Genomic DNA, 22144 nt, shown 5'->3' with positions numbered 1-22144 from the left:
GAGTCGGCCTCGCGGTGCAGCAGGGCGCGGGTGGGTACCACGCCGCACCGGGCTGCTTCGGCGCCGGCATCGGAGATCTCAGCACACCCGTCGACGATCAACGAGTAGCCGCCCGGTTCGGGCGGGGGCCAGAGCAGGGTCACGTCGGCGCGGTGGGCGAGGTTGTCGCGGGTGCGCCCCCCGATGAGCCCGACGTCGAGCAGCGCACCGTCGGGGAGATCCCGCAGCGTCGGTTCGACCGTCACGGTGTGCACGCGATAGTCCTCGTCGACCGTGATCAGGTAGGCGAACGGATAGTCGGGGAGCGCGGCGGCCAGCCGCTTGAAGTCCACCTTTTTCTTCGTGCGCATAGCTCGAGGATAAGCGCGCGCTAGTCAGTCGAGCCGGGTTCCCGGATGCCCGCGCCGACCCGGGTGGCGGTGAGCTTGTCGAAGAAACCGGAGCTGGGGATGCCCTCGGCGTCACGAACGGAGGTCCGCCCGCCGGGTTCGTTGCGCGGGTTGTCGCCCGCGTTGGTGTTCCTGACCGGGGCTGGAGCGGCGCCGCCGATGGCCGCGGTGGCCGGGGCCGCGACACTCGGTGCGACGGAGCCGGCGGCACTGGCCGCGGAGCTGAGGGGAAGGCCCGGGGTAACCGGGGGAAAGCCGCCGATCGGGGCGGCGGCGGCCGCGGCGGACAGCGGCGCGCCGGCCAGGCCCGAGTTGACCAAGGCCGCGCTTGCCAGGTCCGGGGTGTACCCGCCCGTAACCAGGTTGGCCGGGTCGAACATGGGCCGGTTGAGGTTGGCCGCGCTGAGCGCACCGGTGACGTTGTCGGAGCCGAAGAAGCTGTTGATGGCCTGGGTGCTCTGGTTCATGAAGCCGGTTTGCCCGAGCCCCGCGTTCCAGAAGCCCAGGTTGCTGGAGCCCATGTTGCCCAGGCCGGTGTTGAGGGCCCCCGAGTTGAAGATGCCCACGTTTCCGGTGCCCGAGTTGAAAAAGCCGACGTTGCCGGTACCCGAGTTGCCGAACCCGATGTTGCCTTTACCCGCGTTTCCGAAGCCGACGTTCCCGTTGAACAGGCCGATTCCGATGCCGATTTTGTGGTCGCCGGTAAGGCCGAACCCGATGTTCCCGTCGCCGGTGTTGCCGAAGCCGATGTTTCCGCTGCCGAGGTTGCCGAAGCCGACGTTGTGGTCGCCGCTGTTCCCGAAGCCGAGGTTGCCCTGGCCCAGGTTGCCGAAGCCCACGTTGTCGATGTTGAGGGTCTGCAGGACCTGGTCCCAGGACGGCAGTTGCGACAACAACTCCGAGGCCTCGGCGTGGTAACCCGCCATCGCCGCCACATCCATCGCCCACATCTGTTCGTACGCGGCTTCGATGTCGGCGATCGCCGGAGCGTTCTGCCCCAGCCAGTTGGTGGCCGCCAACACTTGCGCCAAACCACGATTGGCGGCTACCACCGCGGGCTGCACCGCGGCCGCCAGCGTCGTCTCGAACGAGGCCGCCACACCGATGGCTTGCCCGGCCGCCTTTTCCGCATGTATCGCCGCAGTGCTGAGCCACGCCGCATACTGGGTCGCCACGGCCATCATCGCCGCAGCCGACGGACCCAGCCAGGAACCACTCACCAGTTCGGATGTGACAGCCCCGAACGACTGCGCAGATGACGCCAGTTCCTCGGCCAGCGCATTCCATGCCGCGGCAGCAGCAAGCAGCGGCCCAGCACCGGGGCCGGCGAAGATGAGTGCCGAATTAATCTCGGGCGGCAACCACGCAAAATGCGGGTTTGTCACTAACCCAAACTACCCGGGAAGGCGCTTTATCGTGACCGTTTCAGCCCGACGTGGGAGCGAGTTGACGGCCACGTACCAACTTGCCGGGACGGGCATCGGTCGGCACGCCGTTCTCCGCGATCACCTGCCCGGAGACGACGGTGGCGACATAGCCGTCCGCAGTCTGGTCCAGGCGACGGCCACCGGCGGGCAGATCGTAACTGATCACCGGCTTGTGCAGACGCAGCGCGGCGTGGTCGATGACGTTGAGGTCGGCCTTGTAGCCGACGCCGATGCGGCCGCGGTCGGCCAGGCCGGCGACGCGCGCCGGCACGGAAGTGAGCTCGCGGACCGCTTCGGGAACCGTGAACTGTCCGCCCTTGCGATCGCGCGCCCAGTGCGTCAGGAAGAACGTCGAATAGCTGGCGTCGCAGATCATCCCGTAATGCGCGCCGCCGTCGCCGAGGCCGAGCACCACGTCGTCGCGGTGCAGCAATTCCCCGACGGTGTCCAGCGAGCGGTTCTGCAGGTTGCTGGTGGCGACCAGCAGCATGGCCCGGCCGTCGTCGTCGAGGAGTCGGTCGTAGGCCTCTTCCATCGGCTCCACCCCGCGGGCGCGGGCGCGCGCCCCAACGCTGTCCGAGGGGTTCGGCTCGTAGTTGGGGTTGTCGTCCAGCGGGAAGATCCAGTCCCACATCTGCGCGGCGTAAAGGATCGGGTGCCCGACGCCCGGCCGGTCGGCCAGGATGCGGGCGCGGACCTCGGGCTTGCGCATCTCGGCGACCCGCTCGGGCAGCGGCAGGTGCGCGATCTCGCGGTAGCTGGGGTAGAGCACGAACGGGTTGGCGGACAGCTGCAGCCCGATGATCAGCCCGATCGGCCGCGGCAACAACTGCGCGGTGATATCACCGCCGGCAGCGTTGGCCTTCTCGATCATGGTGATGGCGTCCGGCCAGTTCGGGTCGCCGGTGTTAGCGACGACCAGGGTGAAGGTGAGCGGCAGCCCCACGTCCTCGGCCACGTCGAACACCGTCTGCAGCACCGGTTGGTAGCCGCCGGCCGGGATGTCGGGCACGAACTGCAGCAGGCCGCCGCCGCCGTCGACGACGCCCCGGGCGATCTCCTCGATCTCCTCGCGAGCGGCCTCGTAGCTGGGAATCTGCTCCCCGCTCTCGGTCTTGTGGATCATCAGCCGCGACGACGCGAATCCCAGCGCCCCGACCTCCATCGCCTCCTTGGCCAGCGCCCGCATGGTGGCGAGGTCCTCGTCGTTGGCCGGCTCGCGGTCCGCGCCGCGCTTGCCCATCACGTAGACCCGCAGCGGTGAGTGCGGCAGATAGGCGGCCACGTCTATGTCGCGCTTGCCCGTGTCCAGCGCGTCCAAGAATTGGGGGAAGGTCTCCCATGTCCAGGGCAGGCCGTCGGTCATCACGACGCCGGGAATGTCCTCTACCCCGGCCATCACGTCGACGAGCACGTCGTGGTCCTCTTGGCGGCACGGCGCGAAGCCGACACCGCAGTTACCCATCACCACCGTGGTCACGCCGTGCGCCGACGACGGCGTCAGGCGCTCCGACCAGATGGCCTGGCCGTCGTAGTGGGTGTGCAGATCGACGAAGCCCGGGGTGACCAACAGGCCGGTCGCATCGATTTCCCGGTCGGCCGTGTCGCCGTTTACGGAGCCGACGGCAACAATGACACCGTCTTGCACGGCGACGTCGCCGAGGTACGGTTCACCGCCCAGCCCGTCGACGATGGTGCCATTGCGGATGAGGAGGTCGTAGCGCATCTAACAAATCTACGGCGGTCTCGGTGGGTGGTGCCAGGATCTGATCCGTGATTGACCACATAGGTATCAACTGCGCCGATTACCCGAAATCGCAGGAGTTCTACGACACGGTGCTCGGCGTGCTCGGCTTCTCCCGGCAAATGGATTTCGGCGTGGCCATCGGGTACGGCCACGACGGCAAGCCGGACTTCTGGATCGCGCAGGCCTTCGAGGGCATGGGACCCAATCGGGAGGTCCACATCGCCTTCCAGGCCGCCGACGCAGACGCCGTGCGCGCCTTCCACGAGGCTCATTCGGTTTCAGGGTCGGGCTGGGTGCCGAGTCGCTGCACGCGCCGCGGCTATGGCCGAAATACCACCCCGGCTACTTCGGCGCCTTCGTGCGGGATCCCGACGGCAACAACGTCGAAGCCGTCTGCCACCGCGCGTAGGGTCGCCGGTATGTCAGGTAACGCCGCCGCCGCGCAGGAACTATTGCGCGACTCCTTCACCCGATTGATCGAGCACGTCGACGAACTCACCGACGGGCTGAGCGACGAGGTGTCCGACTACCGGCCGACGCCCGAGGCCAACAGCATCGCGTGGCTGATCTGGCACAGCGCCCGGGTGCAGGACATTCAGCTCGCCCATGTGGCCGGCGTCGAGCAGGTATGGACCCGTGACGGCTGGGTGGACCGGTTCGGGCTGGCCCTGCCGCGCAACGACACCGGCTACGGGCACAGCGCGGCCGACGTGGCGAAGGTGCGGGCTTCCGCGGAGCTGCTTTCCGGCTACTACCACGCGGTGCACGAGCTCAGCCTCGAGTACGTCGCAAGCGTCACCGCAGACGAGCTGTCGCGGGTCGTGGACACCAATTGGGACCCGCCGGTGACCGCGAGCGCGCGTTTGGTCTCCATCGTCGACGACTGCGCACAGCACCTCGGCCAAGCCGCCTACGTGCGGGGGATCGCCAAGTAAGTTCTAGGCGTGCGGTTCGCCTTGACAGTGGTGTTGTGGCTGGCCATCACTGCTGGGCTGGCCGTAGTCGTCCCCGCGACGTGGTTGCAGAAGAACGTGATCAACCCCGACGGCTACGCCGCGCTGGCCCGGGAGGCGGCCCGTGATCCGGCGTTGCAGTCGGCCATGGCAGGTGAACTCACCACGCGTGCGATGACGCTGATCGCCGAGCACAGCGGCGGCCGCTACACGGTGGACGGCGCCCATGTGCACGATGTCATCGCCGCGTTCACGGCCGGCCCGGCGTTTCCGCCGCTGTTCGCCCAGGCGAACAAGGCCGCCCACAGCTGGTTGTTCAGCAGCCCCGGCAATAACGCCGATCAATGGATGGTCGACGTGGCGCCGATGCTCAGCGAACGCTCGGTGCAGCAGATGCTGGGCAACTACGGCGTGAAGGTGCCCACCAAACTGACGGTGCCGGTCGCGGCGTCTCTGCCGCCGTCGCTGCGGCAGGGACGGTTGAGCGGGCTGGCCACCTGGGGGCCCTGGATGAGCATCGGCGCAGCGGCCACGGCGGCTTTCTGCGGGCTGCTGATGTTGCTCGCCGCGCGGCGCCGCGGCAAGGCACTGACCAGCGTGGGGGTGGCGGCGCTGCTGGTCGGCGCGGCCGGATGGGCAGGCATCGAAATCGCCACCCGGCGCATCAACAACGCGCTCAATCGAACGGCCACCGAAGATATCCGCGACGTCGGGCAAGTGATGGTCCGCCACGCGGAGGCCAGCATGCACCAATGGCTGAACCTGACACTGATCGCCGGTGCCGCGCTGGTAGTGCTCGGCGTCGTCGTCGCGATAGTGGGCAGCGTGCGGAAGGGATCAACTTAGCGGCAGCTTAGCCAAAATCGCGCCGGTGGGCTGCGGCGATCCCTTGCCGGGTTCCTGGGTGAACGCCAGCGCCGTCGACGTTCCGAGGTTGGGAACCATCGCTTTCGTCGAGGGTGCCACCTCGCTGGTGCCCATCGTCCCGACCGAGACGGGCCGCCCGTTGGCGTCCATCAACCACATCTGATAGACCGTGCCCTGCGTCGGCGGCGTCACGTTGTTCATCACCAGCATCCCCGCGTTGCGGTCGCGGGAGAACATGAACGTGGCCGTCCCGGTGCCGATCGGGCCCGAGACGGTTCGCAAATCCGGCGCCGCCATGATCTGCTCGGCCACCGTCTGCGTTGGCTGCGGCCGCATCAGCACCCCGAGACCGAATGCCGCCAGGCCGATCGCGATCGCGGCTGCTGCAGCCAAAACCGCTGTACGCCAATGCGACTGGCGGCTAGGCAGCGGCTGCACCAACTCGGCCAGGGACAGGATGGCCGCTCGCAGGTGCGCCGGCGGTTCAGCGGTAGTGGCCGCCGACACGACCGCCATCGTCTCGCGCACGCCGCGGACTTCGTCGGCGAAGGCCGACGCCACCGCCGGGGCCGCCGCCACCCGGCGGTCGATGTCGGCGCGTTCGTCGTCGGAAACCGCGTGCAGTGCATACGGCGTGGCCAGCTCCAGCAGCTCGAATTCCGGCGCGGTCATGAGACGTCCAGGCAATTGCGCAGGCCGCGCAGCGCGTCGCGGATGCGGGATTTGATCGTCGACAGGTTGGCGGCCAGTCGCTGCGAGACTTCCGAATACGTCAGTCCGCCGTAGTAGGCCAACTCGATGCACTCCCGCTGCGCCTCGGTCAATCCTTCGAGGCACTCGGTCACCCGGCGACGCTCGTCGACGTCGATCGCCGAGTCGGCGACCGGGTCCTGTGCCACGGCACTGGCCGGTATGACGGTGGCTGCGCCGTAACGCGATTCCCGCCGGGTGCCGGCCTGCTCGGCGCGCACCCGGTCGACGGCGCGCCGGTGTGCCATGGTCAGCAGCCAGGCGAGCGCCGATCCCTTGGCGGAGTCGTACTCCGACGCCGTCCGCCACACCTCGAGATAGATCTCCTGGGTGGTTTCTTCGCTGTAGCCGGCGTCACGCAGCACCCTGATCACCAGTCCGTACACCCGGGTCTTGGTGAGGTCGTAGACCTCCGCGAACGCGTCCCGGTCGCGACGGGCGACCCGGCGCAGCAAGGCGTCCAGGTCGCTGCTCAGCCGTGGCGGTCCGGTCATCGATCGGTAGCCTATCGCCAGCCGGCGCCAAGGGCGTCAGGTCGTCCATCACCGGCCTCCCGATCGGGACGGCTTTCGCGGCAGCCTGGGCACGAAATACGCTGTGCGCTTTTGGTATTCGGCGAAGCCGGGACGGTCCTTCATGTACCACTCGGTCAGCCGGGCGCCGCTGACCCGCACCAGGAAGTACGTCATCACCAGCGGCGAGCCCACCGTGGCCAGTGCCACCCAGCCGTTGATGCTGACCAGCCACAACCCCCACCAGACACAGGCGTCGCCGAAGTAGTTGGGGTGGCGCGTCCAGGCCCACAGGCCGCGGTCCATGATGACGCCACGGTTTGCCGGGTCGGACTTGAATGCCTTGAGCTGGCGATCGCCGACCGCCTCGAAGGTGACCCCGACCAGCCACACCGCCAGGCCCAGCGCGGTGACGGCCAGCAACGGCCGGGGAGTAACGGGGCCGGTGGTCCCGGAACTGGCGGCCAGTTGCAACGGCAGCGAGATCAACCAGCCCAGGACGCCCTGCAGCAGGAAGACCTTGCGCAGCACCTGGCCCGCTGTCGCGTCGCGCAGCAGGTTGGCGTAGCGGGGGTCCTCGCCCTTGCCGGCCGTCTTGCGCTGGATGTGCCAGCTCAGCCGCAGACCCCAGATCGCCACCAGGGCCAGCAGCAGCCACCGGCGGGCCGGATCGCCGTGGCCCAGCGCTGCGGCGACGGCGGCGATGGCCACGAAACCCAGGCCCCAAGCCACGTCGACGACGTTGTAGCGGCCGATCCGCCGGCCGATCGTGAACGTCACCGCATGCACCACGACCAGTGTCAAAGCCGAGGCGCCGGACACCAACAGGAAGTTCACGGCGTGGCCTCGCGCGCGAACGTCCACTGATAGACGTCGAGGTAGCCGGATCGGAAACCCGCCTCCGAATACGCCAGGTACAACTCCCACATCCGACCGAACACCTCGTCGAAGCCCAACTGCGCCAACCCATCTCGGCGCTGCGTGAACCGCTCCCGCCAGAGCCGCAGGGTCTCGGCGTAATGCGGACGCAGCGAGGCCATGTCGACGGTACGTAAACCGGTGCGCCGCTCGGTGATACCGGCGATGGCCTGGGTGGACGGTAGCAGTCCGCCGGGGAAGATGTACTTCTGGATCCAGGTGTGCGTGTGGCGGGTGGCCAGCATCCGCTCGTGCGACATGGTGATCGCCTGGATCGCTACCCGGCCACCCGGCCGCACCAGCCGTTCCAGCGTGGCGAAATACCCTGGCCACGAGTGGTATCCGATGGCTTCGATCATCTCGACCGACAACACGGCGTCATACTGGCCGTCGAGGTCGCGGTAGTCGCACAGGTCGATCTGCACCAGGTCGGACAGGCCGGCCGCCGCGGCCCGCCGGCGTGCCAGTCGCTGCTGCTCCACCGACAGGGTCACCGAACGGACGTGGGCGCCGCGGCCGGCCGCGCGGATGCACAACTCGCCCCACCCGGTGCCGATCTCGAGCACCCGGCTGCCGTGTTGAACCCCCGCCATGTCCAGCAGCCGGTCGATCTTACGTCGTTGCGCCGCAGCCAAATCCGGCCACTCCGCGGGCAGCTCGGAAAACAGCGCACTCGAGTACGTCATGGTCTCGTCGAGGAACTCGGCGAACAGCTCGTTGGACAGGTCATAGTGTCTGGCGATGTCGCGCCGGGCCTGGTCGCGACCGGCTCCGCGCAACCGGGGCCGGAACGCCGGGCCGATCGGCCGCAGCCGTTGCAGCGTGCGCGGAACCAGGTCGGTCACTGAACCGGCCAGCACCGTCAACACCCCGGTGAGGTCGTCCGACGACCATTCCCCGGCCATGTAGGACTCGCCGAAGCCGATCAGGCCGTGCCGTCCTATCCGGCGGGCCAGCGCGTCGGGCCGGTGGGCGAACATAGTCGGCAGGGTGGGGTCGGCGGCGCCGACCACGGTGCCGTCGGGGTAGACCAGCCGCAGCGGCAGGCGGGCGGCCGCGCGCCCCAGCAGCCGTTCGGCGATGGCCGCCGACGCCGCCGCCAACGGGCCCGACGGAACCCTCGCGACCGCCGGCCAGCGCTGCGAATCGATTGCGGCCGAGGGTTTTTGAACAGTGTCGGGCTTTTGAACGGTATTGACATTCATCTGGGCACCACCGGAACGCGACGTGACCACAGCTTGATCCCCTGGATCCGGATGCGCGCGGCCACCACCAATGGCGCCAGCGGCGAAACGAGTTGCATGATCGCGACCTCTCTGGTGGTTGCCGGCCGGCGCTCGCCGCGCATCTCTGCGACGAAGGCCGGCCGGTGTTGGTCACGGTGCAGCGACACGGTGATGTCGACTTCGTTGTCGGGGAGTGGTGCTCGCACCAGGTAGTAGCCGTCCACCTGATTGAACGGCGAGACATAGAACTTCTTGGCCGTCACCACCGGCAGGTCGGCGGGCGGCAACAGGTAGGCGTGGCGTTCGCCGTAGGTGTTGTGCACCTCGGCGACCACACACCGCAGCAGGCCGTCGCGGTCGTGGCACCAAAAGACGCTCAACGGGTTGAAGACGTAACCGAAAACGCGCGCCTGCAGCAGTGCGGTGATGCGGCCGCCGGGCGCGGGCATCTCGTGGTCGGCGAAGAACGCGTCCAGCCGGTCGCGCAGCGAACCGTGTGCCGGGCCGGCCAAGTGATCGTCGGCGCGGAACCGCGCGAACGGTCGCAGCCACCAGGGCAGCCGGGGCAGCTCGTCGACATCGACATACCAGCTGTAGCTTCGGTATTCGAACGAATGGCGTACCGGCGCCTGTCGGGAATGGGTGATGGTGGTGCGGTAGATCGCGGGCGTGCGCAGCTGAGTCAGCATGGGACCACCGCCTCGCGGCGGCGCGGGTTGGTCGGCGCCGGCCAGTCGGCGCCGAGCCGGCGCGCGGCTCGCAGTCCCGACGCGGCGCCGTCCTCGTGGAATCCCCAGCCGTGGTAGGCGCCGGCGAATACCACCCGATCGTCGTCCAGCGTCGGCAATGCGCATTGGGCGGCCACCGATTCGGGCGTGTACAACGGGTGGCTGTAGGTCATCTCGGCGATCACCGACCCAGGGTCGACGCGCTCTTCGCCGCCGAGCGTGACCAGATACCGGCGGTTGCCGGCCAGCCGCATCAGCCTGCTGACGTCATAGCTGACCACCACGTGGTCCGCGCCGGGAGTCACCAGGTAGTTCCATGCGGCGCGGGCGCGGGGATGGCGGGGCAACACCGACTCGTCGGTGTGCAGCTGGGCGCGGTTGGTCGAGTAGGGGATCGAGCCCAGGACGTGGCGCTCCCATGCGTTGGGCTGGTCGAGGAGCAGCAGCGCCTGGTCGGGATGGACGGCGACGACGGCGGCATCGAATAGCCGCGGCCGGCTGCCGCCGGCTTGCACCAACACACCACCCGGCGTCCGCCGCAGCGACTGCACCGGTGTTCCGGTCGACACCTCGTCGAGCCGACAAGCGATGGCCTGCACGTAGTTGGCCGAGCCTCCGGTCACGGTGCGCCACGTCGGTGAGCCGAAGACCGACAGCATGCCGTGATGGTTGAGGAAGACGAACAGGTAACGGGCCGGGTAGCGCAACGCGTCGTCGCCGGCGCACGACCACACCGCAGCCACCAGGGGCGTGATGAAGTAGTCGACGAAGTACGACGAGAAGCGGTGCCGGCTCAGGAAGGCTTCCAGCGTCTCCAGGTCGTCGCTGGTCGAGTCGGCCAGCAGTCGAAGTGCGGCGCGGTGGAAGCGGACGATCTCGGTGAGCATCAGCAGATAGCGGGGCCGCAGCGACTGCCGGCAGGCGAAGAGCCCCCGTACACCGAGGGCTCCGGCATATTCGAGTCCCGGTTTGCCGTCCGAGCCGTCGGCGCGCACCGACATCGACATCTCGGACTCCTGGGTGGCGATGCCGAGTTCGCTGAACAACCGGCACAGCGTCGGATAGGTCCGGTCGTTGTGCACCAGGAACGCCGAGTCGACACCCATGATCGTGCCGTCCCCGTCATCGACGAAGTGGGTGTGTGCGTGGCCGCCCAGTCGCACGTCGGCCTCATACAACGTGACCCGGTCCTGCCCGGACAGAACGTAAGCCGCGGTCAGGCCGGCCACTCCGCTACCGATGACGGCTATCGCGCGCTCAAACTTCTGCTGCACGTCAAGTATTCGGAGCCGTTCGCCGGCCGGACGGGGGTGCCCTCCGCTAGTCGCTGTACGCCAGGGAGCGATCCGGCGCCGGCGGGTGGACCTTCTCGGCCATGGTCCGGGCCGGTCGGGTCCGCACCCGCATCGGCCACCAGAACCAGCGGCCCAGCAACGCGGCGATCGACGGCGTCATGAAGGCGCGCACGATCAGCGTGTCGAACAGCAGACCCAGACCGATGGTGGTGCCCACCTGGCCGATCATCCGCACATCGCTGACCACCATCGACGCCATGGTGAAGGCGAACACCAGGCCCGCGCTGGTCACGACTTTGCCGGTGCCGCCCATCGAACGGATGATGCCGGTGTTCAGCCCGGCATGTATTTCCTGTTTGAACCGGGAGACCAACAGCAGGTTGTAGTCAGACCCGACCGCCAAGAGCACGATGACGGACATCGCGAGCACCAGCCAGTGCAATGGGATGCCGAGAATATGCTGCCAGAACAGTACGGAAAGGCCAAAGGAAGCGCCCAGTGAAATTGCGACCGTACCCACGATGACCGCGGCGGCCACAAACGCGCGGGTGAGAATCAGCATGATGATGAAAATCAGGCAGAGCGAGGAAATTCCCGCAATCAGCAGGTCCCATTTGGCGCCGTCGGCAATGTCCTTGAAGACGGCGCCCGTCCCGGCCAGGTAGATCCTGGCGTCCTCTAATGGCGTTCCCTTGAGCGATTCCTCGGCCGCGGTGCGTATTTTGTCGATGCTCGCGATGCCCTCGTTCGACGCGGGATCACCCCGGTGCAGGATGATGAAGCGGGCCGATTTCCCGTCCGCGGACAGGAAGTTGTTCATGGCGCGCTTGAAGTCCGCGTTCTTGAAAACCTCGGGCGGCAGATAGAACGAATCGTCATTCTTGGACTGGTCGAACGCGTGGCCCATGGCCATCGAGTTGTCGCTCATTTCGTCCATCTGCTTGAAGATCCCGTCCATGGTGCTGTGCATGCTCAGCATCATGGTCCGCATGCTCTCCATGGTCTCGATCATGGGCGGGAATTGCTCGACCATCTGCGGCATAAGCACGTCGATTTGCTTGATATCCCCGATCAAGGTATCGAGTTTCTCGTCGATCTGATCGATGCCGTCGATCGCATCGAATATCGATCTGGTCGACCAGCAGAGCGGAATATCGTAACAATGCTTTTCCCAATAGAAATAGGAGCGGATCGGGTGCCAGAAATCATCGAAATTCGCGATTTTATCGCGCAGATCATTGGTGATCTGCTGCATTTCTTCGGTGTCGGCGACCATCCTGTGCGTAACGCCGACCATTTGCTGCATCAGCCCATACATGCGCTGCATCAGGGCGATCGTCTTGGTCATCTCGTCGGCCTGTTTCAGCATGTCGTCCATCCGGGCGCGCTGGAACTTCATCGTCTGCGTCTGGCCGGCGCTTTGCATGCTCAGCTGGAACGGTATCGACGTGTGATCCATCGTCGTCCCGTCCGGCCTGGTAATCGCCTGGACGCGGGATATCCCCGGAACCCGGAAGATGCCCTTGGCCAGCTTGTCCAGGATCAAAAAGTCCGCCGGATCACGCATGTCGTGGTCGGCCTCGATCATCAGGATCTCGGGCTTCATCCGGGCCTGGCTGAAGTGCCGATCGGCGGCCGCGAAACCCTCATTGGCGGGGATGAAGGTAGGTAGATACGCCCGGTCGTTGTAGCTGGGCTTGTATCCGGGCAGGGTGAGCAGACCGACCAGGGCGATGGCGCAGGTGACCGCCAGGATGGGCAGCGGCCAGCGCACCACCGCGGTACCGATCCGGCGCCAGCCGCGCACCTTGAGCAGCCGTTTCGGGTCGAACAGGCCGAACTTGCTGCCGACGACCAGAACCGCCGGGCCCAGCGTGAGGGCGACCAGCACCGCGACCAGCATGCCTATCGCGCAGGGAGTGCCCAGCGTCTGAAAGTAAGGCATCCGGGCGAAGCTGAGGCAGAACGTCGCCCCGGCGATCGTCAACCCGGAGCCGAGAATGACGTGGGCGGTGCCCTCGTACATGGTGTAGAAGGCCGTTTCCCGGTCCTCGCCGGCCTGACGAGCCTCCTGATAGCGGCCGATGATGAAAATCCCGTAATCGGTACCGGCCGCGATCGCCAGCGACGTCAGCAGGCTGACCGCGAAGGTGGAAAGTCCGATCAGCCCGCTGTGCCCGACCAGTGCGACGGCACCGCGCGCCACGCTCAGTTCGATGCCGACCGTGACCAGCAGCAGAAACACCGTGATCGGCGAGCGGTAGACGAACATCAACATCACCAAGATGACCGCGATCGTGGTTGCGGTGATCTTGAGCATCGATCGGTCGCCGCTGTGGTGCAGATCGGCGGCCAGTGCCGACACCCCGGTGACGTAGGCCTTGACGCCGGGCGGCGGTTTGACGCTCTTGACGATCTCGCGGACGGCCTGGACCGAGTCGTTTGCCAGCAGCTCGCCCTGGTTGCCGGCCAGATTCACCTGGACGGTCGTCGACTTGCCGTCGTTGCTCTGTGCACCCGCCGCCATCAGCGGATCACCCCAGAAGTCCTGGATGCTCAGGACGTGCACCTTGTCGGCGCGCAGCTTGACAATCAGTTTGTTGTAGTACGTGTGGGCCTCGTCGCCGAGCGGCTTCTCCTCGCACGGCTGCGGGTCGGTCTTGTCGCAGCGAGCCTCCAGCACGATCATCGCCGAACTGTCGGTGTTCCCCTCGTCGAAGGCACGGCCGATGTGCTTCATGGCCACGAACGACGGCGCGTCATTCGGGCTCAGCGACACCGATCGCTCTTGTCCGACGATTTCGAGCGAGGGGACGAACAGAGCGAGGAGGACCACGACCGCAATCCAGAATAGGATGATCGGCAGCGCTAGGGTGTGGATCGCCCTGGCGATGAAGGGTCGATTGGCATGGGCGGTGTCGGGCGGACCTCCGATGACAGGGGTACTCACGCGGACTTCACCACGCAGAAGGTGTAGGCGTTGACCTCGTTGGAGACTCGCTCGGCCTTGACTTCGTTGTCCACCGTGATGCGGCAGCCGATGCTATCGGTATTGCCTTGTGCCACAAGGTTTCCCATCATGGCCGCCTTGTCGGTGGTGATATGCAGCGACCACGGCAAAACCGCCCCGTCGACGCGCTGCGGGTCGGCGTTGACATCGAAATAGGCGATGTCGGCGACAGTTCCGGCGGGGCCCCACACCTCGTAGGTGATCCGCTTGGGGTTGAACGGCTTGGGGCTGCCCAGGTTGCTGTCGGCATACGATTCGCGCTTTTCGGAGCCGAAGTAGCCGTGGACCCGATACACGATGAAACCCCCGACCAGTACCACCGCCAGGACAACAAGCGGAATCCACAACCGCGACAGCAGCTTAAAAATCGCAAGTCCCCTTCACCGGTCGGTATTTCCCCACTTCGTGGACTTCTCCGTCGCCCCTAGAAGCGGACGGCTCGCACGGTCACCTTGAGTCGACGACAACGTTGCCGGAGCCCAACCGATTCATGACGAAGTAAACCTTGGCTATCCTAAGCCGGAACTGTCAACTCCTTTCACTTGCGGCTCCTGCAGTGTAACGCATATCACGTGCGTAACGGAGGCTAAGCAGAGCGCTTAACCAGCGCAAATCACATTGTGTGCGTTATACAAATCACACGATGTGCGTTATCCTCAGCCGGTGGCGCAACTCACATTTCGGCGCGCACGCACCGAGGAGAACAAACGCCAGCGTGCGGAGGCTCTCGTCGAAGCCGCGCGCTCGTTGGCCGTCGAGACCGGTGTCGCGTCCGTGACGTTGACCGCCGTCGCCGGCCGCGCCGGAATTCACTACTCCGCGGTGCGCCGCTACTTCAGCTCGCACAAGGAGGTGCTGCTGCACCTGGCGGCCGAAGGCTGGGTGCGGTGGTCGGCCACGGTGTGCGAGCACTTGGCCGAGCCTGGTCCGATGTCGCCGGCGCGCGTCGCCGAGACGCTCGCCCAGGGTCTGGCCGCCGACCCGCTGTTCTGTGACCTGCTGGCCAATCTGCACCTGCACCTCGAGCACGAGGTGGATGTCGACCGGGTGGTCGAGATCAGGCGGACCATCAGCGCCGCCGCAGTCGCGCTCGCCGACGCGATCGAACGTGCGTTGCCCGGGCTCGGTCGCGCCGGCTCCTTCGACATCTTGATCGCCTCCTATTCGCTGGCCGCCGCTTTCTGGCATATCGCCAACCCGCCGGAGCGGCTCACCGACGCCTACGCCGAGGAGCCCGAGGCACTTCCACCCGAGTGGAACATCGAGTTCCCCTCCGCGCTGAGTCGAGTGCTCACCGCGACCTGCATCGGCTCGCTGCCGGGGTCCCGATGACAAGCGCGTCGAAGCGACGCTCGATGCACAGCGTCGAGATTTCTTGGCGGTTTTACATTAGGTTAGGGTATCTAAGTTGAATTACGGGCTAATTAGTTGGCGGCTCTCAATGGTAGGAAAGCGCGCCCATGACGACGACTGAGCCAAGGACCGAGCCGTTGACGACCCCGGACTCTGCTGGCGGCGAGGGCAGTACAGCGACCCGCCGGCCGGCCAAGCGCAGAGGTCTGTCGGGCCTCGTCAGCCGGTTCTGGATCATCCTCACCGTTTTGGCCGTCGTCGTGCTTTCGGCATTCGTCGTCTACCGACTGCACGGCGTCTTCGGCGTTCACAGCGGTTCGTTCGGTGGCGGCTCATCCGGTGACGTTATTGACCAGTTCAACCCCAAGACGATCACACTCGAGGTCTGGGGTTCACCGGGCAGCACGGCGACCATCAATTACCTCGACGAAAACTCCCATCCTCAACAGGCTCTCAACGTGCCCCTGCCGTGGAAGACAGAATTGAAGTCAACCAAGCCCGGGATTCCGGCCAACCTGCTGGCGCAAGGCAACGGCAGCTGGATCGCCTGCCGGTTCCTCGTCAATAACAACGACGGGCGCGGCGACGTCATCAAGGCTCCGAATCAGTCGCCCCCCGACGAAACGGTGAATGCCTTCGTCTACTGCCTGGACAAGTCCGCGTGAGCGAGACCACCGAGACGCCGCCGCGCGTCGACCAGCCGCTGATCCCGCCGTTCCTGCCGCGGATGATCCACCGCCTGGCGCTGCCGATCGTCCTGGTGTGGTTGGGCATCGTCTTCATCACCAACACCGTCGCGCCACAGCTGGAGGTCGTCTCCAAGAACCACTCGGTGTCGATGAGTCCGACGGACGCGACATCCTTCCAGTCGATGATGCGCGTCGGGTCGACGTTCAAAGAGTTTGATTCAGACAGCTCGGCAATGATCGTGCTGGAGGGCGACAAGCCGCTGGGGGCGGAGGCGCACGCCTACTACGACGAGATCGTCAGGCGAGTCGAGCAAGACAAAAAACACGTTCAGCACGTGCAGGATTTCTGGAGTGATCCGCTGACCGCGGCGGGCTCGCAGAGCCACGACCAGAAGGCCGCGTACGTCCAGGTCTACCTCGCCGGCAACATGGGCGGCGCCCTAGCCTCTGAGTCCTCCGACGCCGTCCGCAAGATTGTCGACTCGGTGCCCGCGCCGCCCGGAATCAAGGCCTACGTCACCGGCGCGGGTCCGCTGATCGCCGACCAGTCGCACGCGGGTGAGAAAGGTGTCGCGATAGTCACCATGATCACGATCCTGGTGATTCTGGTGATGTTGCTCTTCGTCTATCGCTCGGTCGTCACTACCCTAGCCGTGCTGTTCATGGTCTTCGTCGAGTTGTTGGCAGCTCGAGGCGTCGTTGCGGTGCTGGCCAACAACGGGATCATCGGGCTTTCCACTTTCGCCAACAATTTGTTGGTGTTGCTGGCGATCGCGGCCGGAACGGACTACGCGATTTTCGTGGTCGGTCGCTACCACGAGGCCCGCGGTCTGGGCGAGACCCGCGAAAAAGCCTTCTACACCATGTTCCACAGCACCGCGCATGTCGTGCTCGGGTCGGGGCTGACCATCGCCGGCGCGATGTACTGCCTGAGCTTCTGCCGGTTACCGTATTTCCAGTCATTGGGCGCACCGTGCGCCGTCGGCATGCTGGTCGCGGTCCTCGCGGCGCTGACGCTGGGCCCGGCGGTGCTGACCGTGGCGTCGTTCTTCAAGCTCTTGGACCCGAAGCGAAAGCTGCAGACTCGGGGCTGGCGCCGGATCGGCACCGCGATCGTCCGCTGGCCCGCACCGGTGTTCGCCGTCACGGTCGCGATCGCCCTGATCGGCCTGCTCGCTCTGCCCGGCTACAAAACGGACTACGACAATCGTCACTTCCTACCGGCGGACACCCCGGCCAACGTCGGTTACGCGGTCGCCGACAAGCACTTCAACGAGGCTCGGCTCAATCCTGAGCTGTTGATGATCGAGACCGATCATGACCTGCGTAACCCGGCCGACTTCCTCGTCCTGGACAAGGTCGCGAAGGCGGTCTTCCACATCCCCGGTATCGGCCGGGTACAGACCATCACCCGACCGTTGGGCACACCACTCGACCACAGCAGCCTCGGTTTTCAGATGGGTGCGCAAGCTGCGGGGCGAATTCAGACCGAGCACTATCAGGATCTGCAGGCGCAAAACCTGCTGAACCAGGCGGCCGAACTGCGGAAGACGATGGCAACCCTGCGTGAGCAGATGCAGGTCACCCAGGATCTCAGCAACACGACGCACGAAACCACCAGGCTCACCAAAGAAACGGTGCTGATCACCGCGCAGTTGCGCGACGACATCGCTGTTTTCGACGACTTCTTTCGGCCGATTCGTAGCTACTTCTACTGGGAGAAACACTGCTACGACATTCCGATTTGCTGGGCGCTACGGTCCATTTTCAATGCGCTCGATGGAATTGACCAGGTGGCTGAGAACATTGTGAATCTCAGTGCGAATCTGGACAAGCTGGACCGGATTCAGCCCAAGCTCGTGGCGTTGATACCCCCGCAGATTGAGAGCCAGCAGCGCAACCTCGACACCATCATGTCGAACTATGCGACCACTATGGGTCTCAACGCCCAGGCGAGAGCGCAGGCCGACAACGCCACCGCACAGGGGGATGCCTTCGATAGAGCGAAGAACGACGACACGTTCTACCTTCCGCCGGAGGCGTTCCAGAGCCCGGATTTCGCGCGGGGTCTCAAACAGTTCATATCGCCGGACGGGCACGCTGTCCGGCTGATCATTTCGCACGAAGGCGACCCGGCGTCTCCTGAAGGCATCAGCCACATCGCACCGATCAAACAGGCCGTGCACGAGGCGATCAAGGGCACCCCCTGGGAGGGCGCCAAGGTCTACCTCGGCGGTACCGCCGCGACGTATAAGGACATGCACGACGGCTCCAACATCGATCTGTTGATCGCCGGAATTTCCGCGGCCACACTGATTTTCGTCATCATGCTGGTGATCACCCGAAGCGTAGTGGCGGCCGTCGTGATCGTTGGCACGGTGTTGCTGTCCCTGGGCGCCTCGTTCGGGCTCTCCGTGCTCTTGTGGCAATACATCCTAGGCATGAAGCTGCACTGGATGGTGCTGGCGATGGCGATCATCCTGATGCTGGCGGTCGGCTCGGATTACAACCTGCTGCTGATATCGCGGTTCAAGGAGGAAATCCACGCCGGGCTCAAGACGGGGACGATCCGTGCGATGGCGGGTTCGGGCTCGGTGGTGACCTCCGCAGGTCTGGTGTTCGCCGCCACCATGGCCACGTTCGCGTTTAGCCCACTGGTGGTGATGGCCCAGGTGGGTTCGACGATCGCGCTGGGTCTGTTGTTCGACACGCTAATTGTGCGGTCGTTCATGACACCGTCGCTGGCCACCTTGCTTGGGCGCTGGTTCTGGTGGCCGCAGCATGTGCGCCCACGCCCGGCCAGCAGCATGCTGCGACCGTACGGACCTCGCTCGGCCGTTCGTGCGCTGATGTTGCCCAAGCCGGAACGGCCGCCCGGAGAGGACGACGCGCCGAGGACCGGTCGGCTGCCGGCGGCCCACTACTGACCTGGCCGAATCACCGCACGGGGGAGTTGTTCGGGCTGTCACCTGCCGACGAACACAACCTCGGCAGCCCTGATCCACCCGTGTTGGGCTACCGACCTTTCCGTCGTCGGTGAGTTCTGGGATATTTCTGTGAGCTTGGAATGCGTGATATTTGACAAAGATATGATCAACGAGCGCTCGGTGCGCAGGCGGCGGCGTTTCATACCAGTTCGTGCAGGCGTTGACCGCCAGTGCGGGCTCGTATGTCAGCGCCGAGGCCCAGGCGGTCAGCACACTCGGCAGCATCTTCGCGGCACCGGCCATCACACCGGTTCCAGCCACGGGCAACCCGACCTTCACCGGCGCACTGTCGTTGCTAACCAGAATTGAAGAGGCCGTGCTATTGCCGCCGATAAAAGCCTTCTTCGACTACCTCCTGCAGCAAGAAGCGTCACCCAAGAGCCGCCGATCAGCTTTGTACTGGCCAACGGCGAAACTCACGACTGGATTCTGCTCACTTCGGACGGGTTGCACTACTGGCCGCAGATCTACCAGGAACTCGGTGCCTGAAGACGCGCTTCTGGGAGAGCGCTCAGCCATAAGAGAGCTATGCAGCGTGACTGCTCCCGAACCCCTGCCCGAGGACCCGCCCTTCTGGTTACGGTGGGTTTCATGCCTGACGGTAAACCCAACATCCTGGTGATCTGGGGCGACGACATCGGGATCACCAATCTGAGTTGCTACAGCGATGGCATCATGGGCTATCGCACGCCGAACATCGACCGCATCGCCAATGAGGGCATGCGATTCACCGATTCCTACGGTGAGCAGAGCTGCACCGCGGGCCGCGCGGCGTTCATCAGCGGGCAGAGTGTCTACCGCACCGGAATGAGCAAGGTGGGCGCTCCCGGATTCGACATCGGTTGGGCGGCAGAGGATCCCACGATCGCCGAGCTGCTCAAACCGCTCGGCTACGCCACCGCCCAGATCGGCAAGAACCACTTCGGCGACCTGAACAAGTACCTTCCGACGGTGCACGGGTTCGACGAGTTCTTCGGCAACCTCTATCACCTCAACGCTGAGGAGGAACCCGAGCAATTCGACTACCCGCACGCCGACCAATTTCCCCGGCTCTACCAGATGGCGCTGCCGCGCGGGGTGCTCAACTGCAAAGCCCTCGACGAGGTCTCCGCCGAGCCCGACGACCCCAAGTTCGGCCCGGTCGGGAAGCAGGTAATCGAGGACACCGGGGCGCTCGACACCAAGCGCATGGAGACCATCGACGACGAGATCGCCGAGCGCACCGTCGACTACATCAAGCGCCAGCACGCGGCCGGCACCCCGTTCTTCGTGTGGATGAACACCACGCACATGCACCTCTACACCCACACCAAGCCGGAAAGCCGGGGTCAGGCGGGCTTATGGCAGTCGGCCTACCACGACACGATGATCGACCACGACCGCAATGTCGGGCAGGTGCTGGACTGTCTCGACCAACTCGGCATCGCCGACGACACCATCGTCATCTACTCCACCGACAACGGGCCGCACCGCAACAGCTGGCCCGACGGCGGGACCACGCCGTTCCGCAGTGAGAAGGACACCAACTGGGAAGGCGCATTCCGGGTACCGGAGATGATCCGCTGGCCGGGAAAGATCAAGGCGGGCACGGTTTCCAACGAGATCATCGAGCATCACGACTGGCTGCCCACGTTGTTGGCCGCCGCCGGCGACCCCGACGTCAGCGACAAGCTCAAGCAGGGCTACCGAGTCCGGCTGCATGGCGAAGAGAAAGAGTTCAAGGTCCACATCGACGGCTACAACCTGCTGCCGTATCTGACCGGCGAGGTGGAGACCAGCCCCCGACGGGGCTTCTTCTACTTCTCCGACGACGGCGACCTGGTTGCGATGCGGTTCGAGAACTGGAAGATCGTCTTCGCCGAGCAGCGCTGCCCGGGCACCATGCGGATCTGGGCAGAACCGTTCACGCCGTTGCGGATTCCGAAACTGTTCAATCTGCGCACCGATCCCTTCGAGTACGCCGACATCACGTCGAACACCTACTACGAATGGTTTTTGCATCACGACTACTTCGTCTTCTACGCGATCGCGATGGCAACCCAGTTCCTGGAGACGTTCAAGGAGTTCAAGCCGCGACACCCGCCGGCCAGCTTCACCATCGACCACGCGGTGGAGAAGCTCCACCAGTTCCTGGCGAAGGACTAGTGCTCGAGTCATGGCGGGACCGGCCCGCCAAGTCGGCCATCACCGACTTCGTCGACCGTGTCACCGCCGAGGTGCCGCCCGAAGAGCGCGTCGCGGTCTTCGACAACGACGGCACGCTGTGGTGTGAGAAGCCCGCCTACATCCAGCTGGACTTCCTGGTGCGCCGGCTCGCCGAGCAGGCCGCCGCCGACGTCACGCTGAAGGATCAGCCGCCCTATCGGGCCGCGGCCGCCAACGACCTGTCCTGGTTCGGCGACGCCGTCACCAAGCACTACAACGGCGACGACTCCGACCTCACAAGCCTTACGGGGGCAATCTTTTCGGCCTATCAGGGCCTGACCGTGGACGAGCACGCGCAACGGGTCCGGGCGTTCTTCGCCGAGGCCACGCACCCGACGCTGAATCGCCCGTACACCGCTTGCGGCTATGCGCCGATGGTTGAGTTGCTGCGCTACCTGGAGGCCAACGGGTTCACCAACTACATCGCCTCCGGCGGCGGTCGCGACTTCATGCGGCCGGTCACCCAGCAGCTGTACGGGCTATCGCCGGAGCGCGTCATCGGCAGCTCGGTGGGTCTGGACTTCAAGGACGGTCACCTGATGACGACGTCGCGGCCGGAATTCCTCGCTGACGGCCCGGTCAAGCCGGTACGGATCTGGGGACGCACGGGACGGCGCCCGATCCTCGCGGCGGGCAACTCCAACGGTGACATCGAGATGCTGCAGTACGCGCACGCCGCGGCGCCGTCGCTGTGCCTGCTGGTCCGCCACGACGACGCCGGCCGGGAATTCGACTATGTCGCCGGCGCGGAAAAGGCCCTCGACGAAGCCGAAGCGAGCGGCTGGACCGTCGTCAGCATCCGCGACGACTGGACCACCGTCTTCGGGTGAGGGGCCGTCGGCGATTAGCCGGCTACGCTGTCCAGTTCCAGACCGACATGTCGCCGCGGGGATACCCGGTGCAGACGTCGGTGGCTTTCGCCACCACACCCTTGTTGTTGAAGAAGATCTTCGCCCAGTTGCCCCAGTGCGTCGCCATCTGCTCGTAGTAGATGTCCGTCGCGGTGTCCTCGGAGTACTGCCTGCGACCGGCGGGGTCCAGGGAGTAGAACCAGTGGATGCGGTCGATCGCGCCCTGCTGGATGTCCG

19 protein-coding genes and 1 pseudogene are annotated in these 22144 nt (G+C 65.5%); 8 read left to right on the top strand and 12 right to left on the bottom strand.

From position 1 onward, the window contains the following. The 3 genes from VML93_RS31980 to VML93_RS31970 form a co-directional block, all read right to left on the bottom strand. The coding region (locus VML93_RS31980; RefSeq protein WP_325616831.1) for a pyridoxamine 5'-phosphate oxidase family protein at window positions 1-350 on the bottom strand (350 nt) is incomplete at its 3' end. A 20-nt stretch (window positions 351-370) separates the two neighbouring features. After that, window positions 371-1774 carry a PPE family protein gene (locus VML93_RS31975; protein WP_325616830.1) on the bottom strand — a complete coding sequence of 468 codons (1404 nt, stop codon included), beginning with the start codon at window positions 1772-1774 and terminating at the stop codon, window positions 371-373. Between the two features lie 40 nt (window positions 1775-1814). Continuing rightward, a complete protein-coding gene (locus VML93_RS31970; protein ID WP_325616828.1) occupies window positions 1815-3542 on the bottom strand; it encodes an N-acyl-D-amino-acid deacylase family protein in 1728 nt (575 codons plus the stop codon). A gap of 47 nt (window positions 3543-3589) precedes the next feature. On the opposite strand from VML93_RS31970, the pseudogene VML93_RS31965 reads away from it, so the two are divergent. The 3 genes and pseudogenes from VML93_RS31965 (at window position 3590) to VML93_RS31955 (ending at window position 5362) form a co-directional block, all read left to right on the top strand. Further along, window positions 3590-3972, top strand: a pseudogene (locus VML93_RS31965) (VOC family protein). Window positions 3973-3982: 10 nt separating this feature from the next. Next, window positions 3983-4498 (top strand): mycothiol transferase, encoded by a 516-nt coding sequence (locus VML93_RS31960; RefSeq protein ID WP_325616826.1) that lies wholly within the window; start codon window positions 3983-3985, stop codon window positions 4496-4498. A gap of 9 nt (window positions 4499-4507) precedes the next feature. Then, window positions 4508-5362: a hypothetical protein gene (locus VML93_RS31955; RefSeq protein WP_325616824.1), complete on the top strand. Its 855-nt coding sequence runs from the start codon at window positions 4508-4510 to the stop codon at window positions 5360-5362. Here the strand turns inward: VML93_RS31955 and VML93_RS31950 are convergent. The 8 genes from VML93_RS31950 to VML93_RS31915 are packed head-to-tail and all read right to left on the bottom strand — an operon-like array spanning window position 5354 to window position 14181. Continuing rightward, window positions 5354-6055, bottom strand: a complete 702-nt coding sequence (locus VML93_RS31950) for an anti-sigma factor (protein ID WP_325616822.1) — start codon at window positions 6053-6055, stop codon at window positions 5354-5356. The genes VML93_RS31955 and VML93_RS31950 overlap by 9 nt on opposite strands. Further along, window positions 6052-6627, bottom strand: coding sequence for an ECF RNA polymerase sigma factor SigK (gene sigK, locus VML93_RS31945; protein WP_325616820.1), 576 nt, complete (start codon window positions 6625-6627; stop codon window positions 6052-6054). Before sigK ends, VML93_RS31950 begins: the two co-directional genes overlap by 4 nt. Before the next feature lie 48 nt (window positions 6628-6675). Further along, window positions 6676-7470 carry a DUF1295 domain-containing protein gene (locus VML93_RS31940; protein WP_325616837.1) on the bottom strand — a complete coding sequence of 265 codons (795 nt, stop codon included), beginning with the start codon at window positions 7468-7470 and terminating at the stop codon, window positions 6676-6678. Window positions 7471-7478: 8 nt separating this feature from the next. Then, window positions 7479-8768: a class I SAM-dependent methyltransferase gene (locus VML93_RS31935; protein ID WP_325616818.1), complete on the bottom strand. Its 1290-nt coding sequence runs from the start codon at window positions 8766-8768 to the stop codon at window positions 7479-7481. Next, window positions 8765-9478, bottom strand: a complete 714-nt coding sequence (locus VML93_RS31930; RefSeq protein WP_325616816.1) for a DUF1365 domain-containing protein — start codon at window positions 9476-9478, stop codon at window positions 8765-8767. The genes VML93_RS31935 and VML93_RS31930 overlap by 4 nt, the downstream gene beginning before the upstream one ends. Continuing rightward, complete coding sequence (locus VML93_RS31925; protein WP_325616814.1) at window positions 9472-10791, bottom strand: NAD(P)/FAD-dependent oxidoreductase; 1320 nt, start codon at window positions 10789-10791, stop codon at window positions 9472-9474. Before VML93_RS31925 ends, VML93_RS31930 begins: the two co-directional genes overlap by 7 nt. 46 nt (window positions 10792-10837) lie before the next feature. After that, the gene (locus tag VML93_RS31920; protein WP_325616835.1) at window positions 10838-13747 is read right to left on the bottom strand and encodes an RND family transporter; all 2910 of its coding nucleotides are present in this window, start codon (window positions 13745-13747) and stop codon (window positions 10838-10840) included. Between the two features lie 11 nt (window positions 13748-13758). Next, a complete protein-coding gene (locus VML93_RS31915; RefSeq protein ID WP_325616833.1) occupies window positions 13759-14181 on the bottom strand; it encodes an MmpS family protein in 423 nt (140 codons plus the stop codon). A gap of 286 nt (window positions 14182-14467) precedes the next feature. On the opposite strand from VML93_RS31915, the gene VML93_RS31910 reads away from it, so the two are divergent. From VML93_RS31910 to VML93_RS31885, 5 genes are all read left to right on the top strand, one after another. After that, window positions 14468-15154: a TetR family transcriptional regulator gene (locus VML93_RS31910; protein ID WP_325616811.1), complete on the top strand. Its 687-nt coding sequence runs from the start codon at window positions 14468-14470 to the stop codon at window positions 15152-15154. Window positions 15155-15282: 128 nt separating this feature from the next. Further along, window positions 15283-15840, top strand: a complete 558-nt coding sequence (locus VML93_RS31905) for an MmpS family transport accessory protein (protein ID WP_325616809.1) — start codon at window positions 15283-15285, stop codon at window positions 15838-15840. Next, a complete protein-coding gene (locus VML93_RS31900; protein WP_325616807.1) occupies window positions 15837-18791 on the top strand; it encodes an MMPL family transporter in 2955 nt (984 codons plus the stop codon). The genes VML93_RS31905 and VML93_RS31900 overlap by 4 nt, the downstream gene beginning before the upstream one ends. A 651-nt stretch (window positions 18792-19442) precedes the next feature. Then, window positions 19443-20996, top strand: coding sequence for an arylsulfatase (locus VML93_RS31890; protein WP_325616805.1), 1554 nt, complete (start codon window positions 19443-19445; stop codon window positions 20994-20996). Next, complete coding sequence (locus VML93_RS31885) at window positions 20996-21886, top strand: HAD family hydrolase (protein ID WP_325616803.1); 891 nt, start codon at window positions 20996-20998, stop codon at window positions 21884-21886. The genes VML93_RS31890 and VML93_RS31885 overlap by 1 nt, the downstream gene beginning before the upstream one ends. Window positions 21887-21908: 22 nt before the next feature. On the opposite strand, the gene VML93_RS31880 is transcribed toward VML93_RS31885, so the two are convergent. Next, a partial coding sequence (locus VML93_RS31880) for a DUF5078 domain-containing protein (RefSeq protein WP_325616801.1) occupies window positions 21909-22144 on the bottom strand: 236 nt, incomplete at its 5' end.

This window comes from Mycobacterium sp., assembly GCF_035499775.1.
GTDB lineage: Bacteria > Actinomycetota > Actinomycetes > Mycobacteriales > Mycobacteriaceae > Mycobacterium.
This window is presented reverse-complemented; position numbering and strand designations above follow the sequence as displayed.

What these genes read in the sequence shown, in the direction of transcription:
- VML93_RS31935 (WP_325616818.1), bottom strand. Translation starts at nt 8,768, where the DNA reads ATGAATGTCAATACCGTTCAAAAGCCCGACACTGTTCAAAAACCCTCG.
- VML93_RS31960 (WP_325616826.1), top strand. Translation starts at nt 3,983, where the DNA reads ATGTCAGGTAACGCCGCCGCCGCGCAGGAACTATTGCGCGACTCCTTC.
- VML93_RS31905 (WP_325616809.1), top strand. Translation starts at nt 15,283, where the DNA reads ATGACGACGACTGAGCCAAGGACCGAGCCGTTGACGACCCCGGACTCT.
- sigK (WP_325616820.1), bottom strand. Translation starts at nt 6,627, where the DNA reads ATGACCGGACCGCCACGGCTGAGCAGCGACCTGGACGCCTTGCTGCGC.
- VML93_RS31970 (WP_325616828.1), bottom strand. Translation starts at nt 3,542, where the DNA reads ATGCGCTACGACCTCCTCATCCGCAATGGCACCATCGTCGACGGGCTG.
- VML93_RS31930 (WP_325616816.1), bottom strand. Translation starts at nt 9,478, where the DNA reads ATGCTGACTCAGCTGCGCACGCCCGCGATCTACCGCACCACCATCACC.
- VML93_RS31950 (WP_325616822.1), bottom strand. Translation starts at nt 6,055, where the DNA reads ATGACCGCGCCGGAATTCGAGCTGCTGGAGCTGGCCACGCCGTATGCA.
- VML93_RS31890 (WP_325616805.1), top strand. Translation starts at nt 19,443, where the DNA reads ATGCCTGACGGTAAACCCAACATCCTGGTGATCTGGGGCGACGACATC.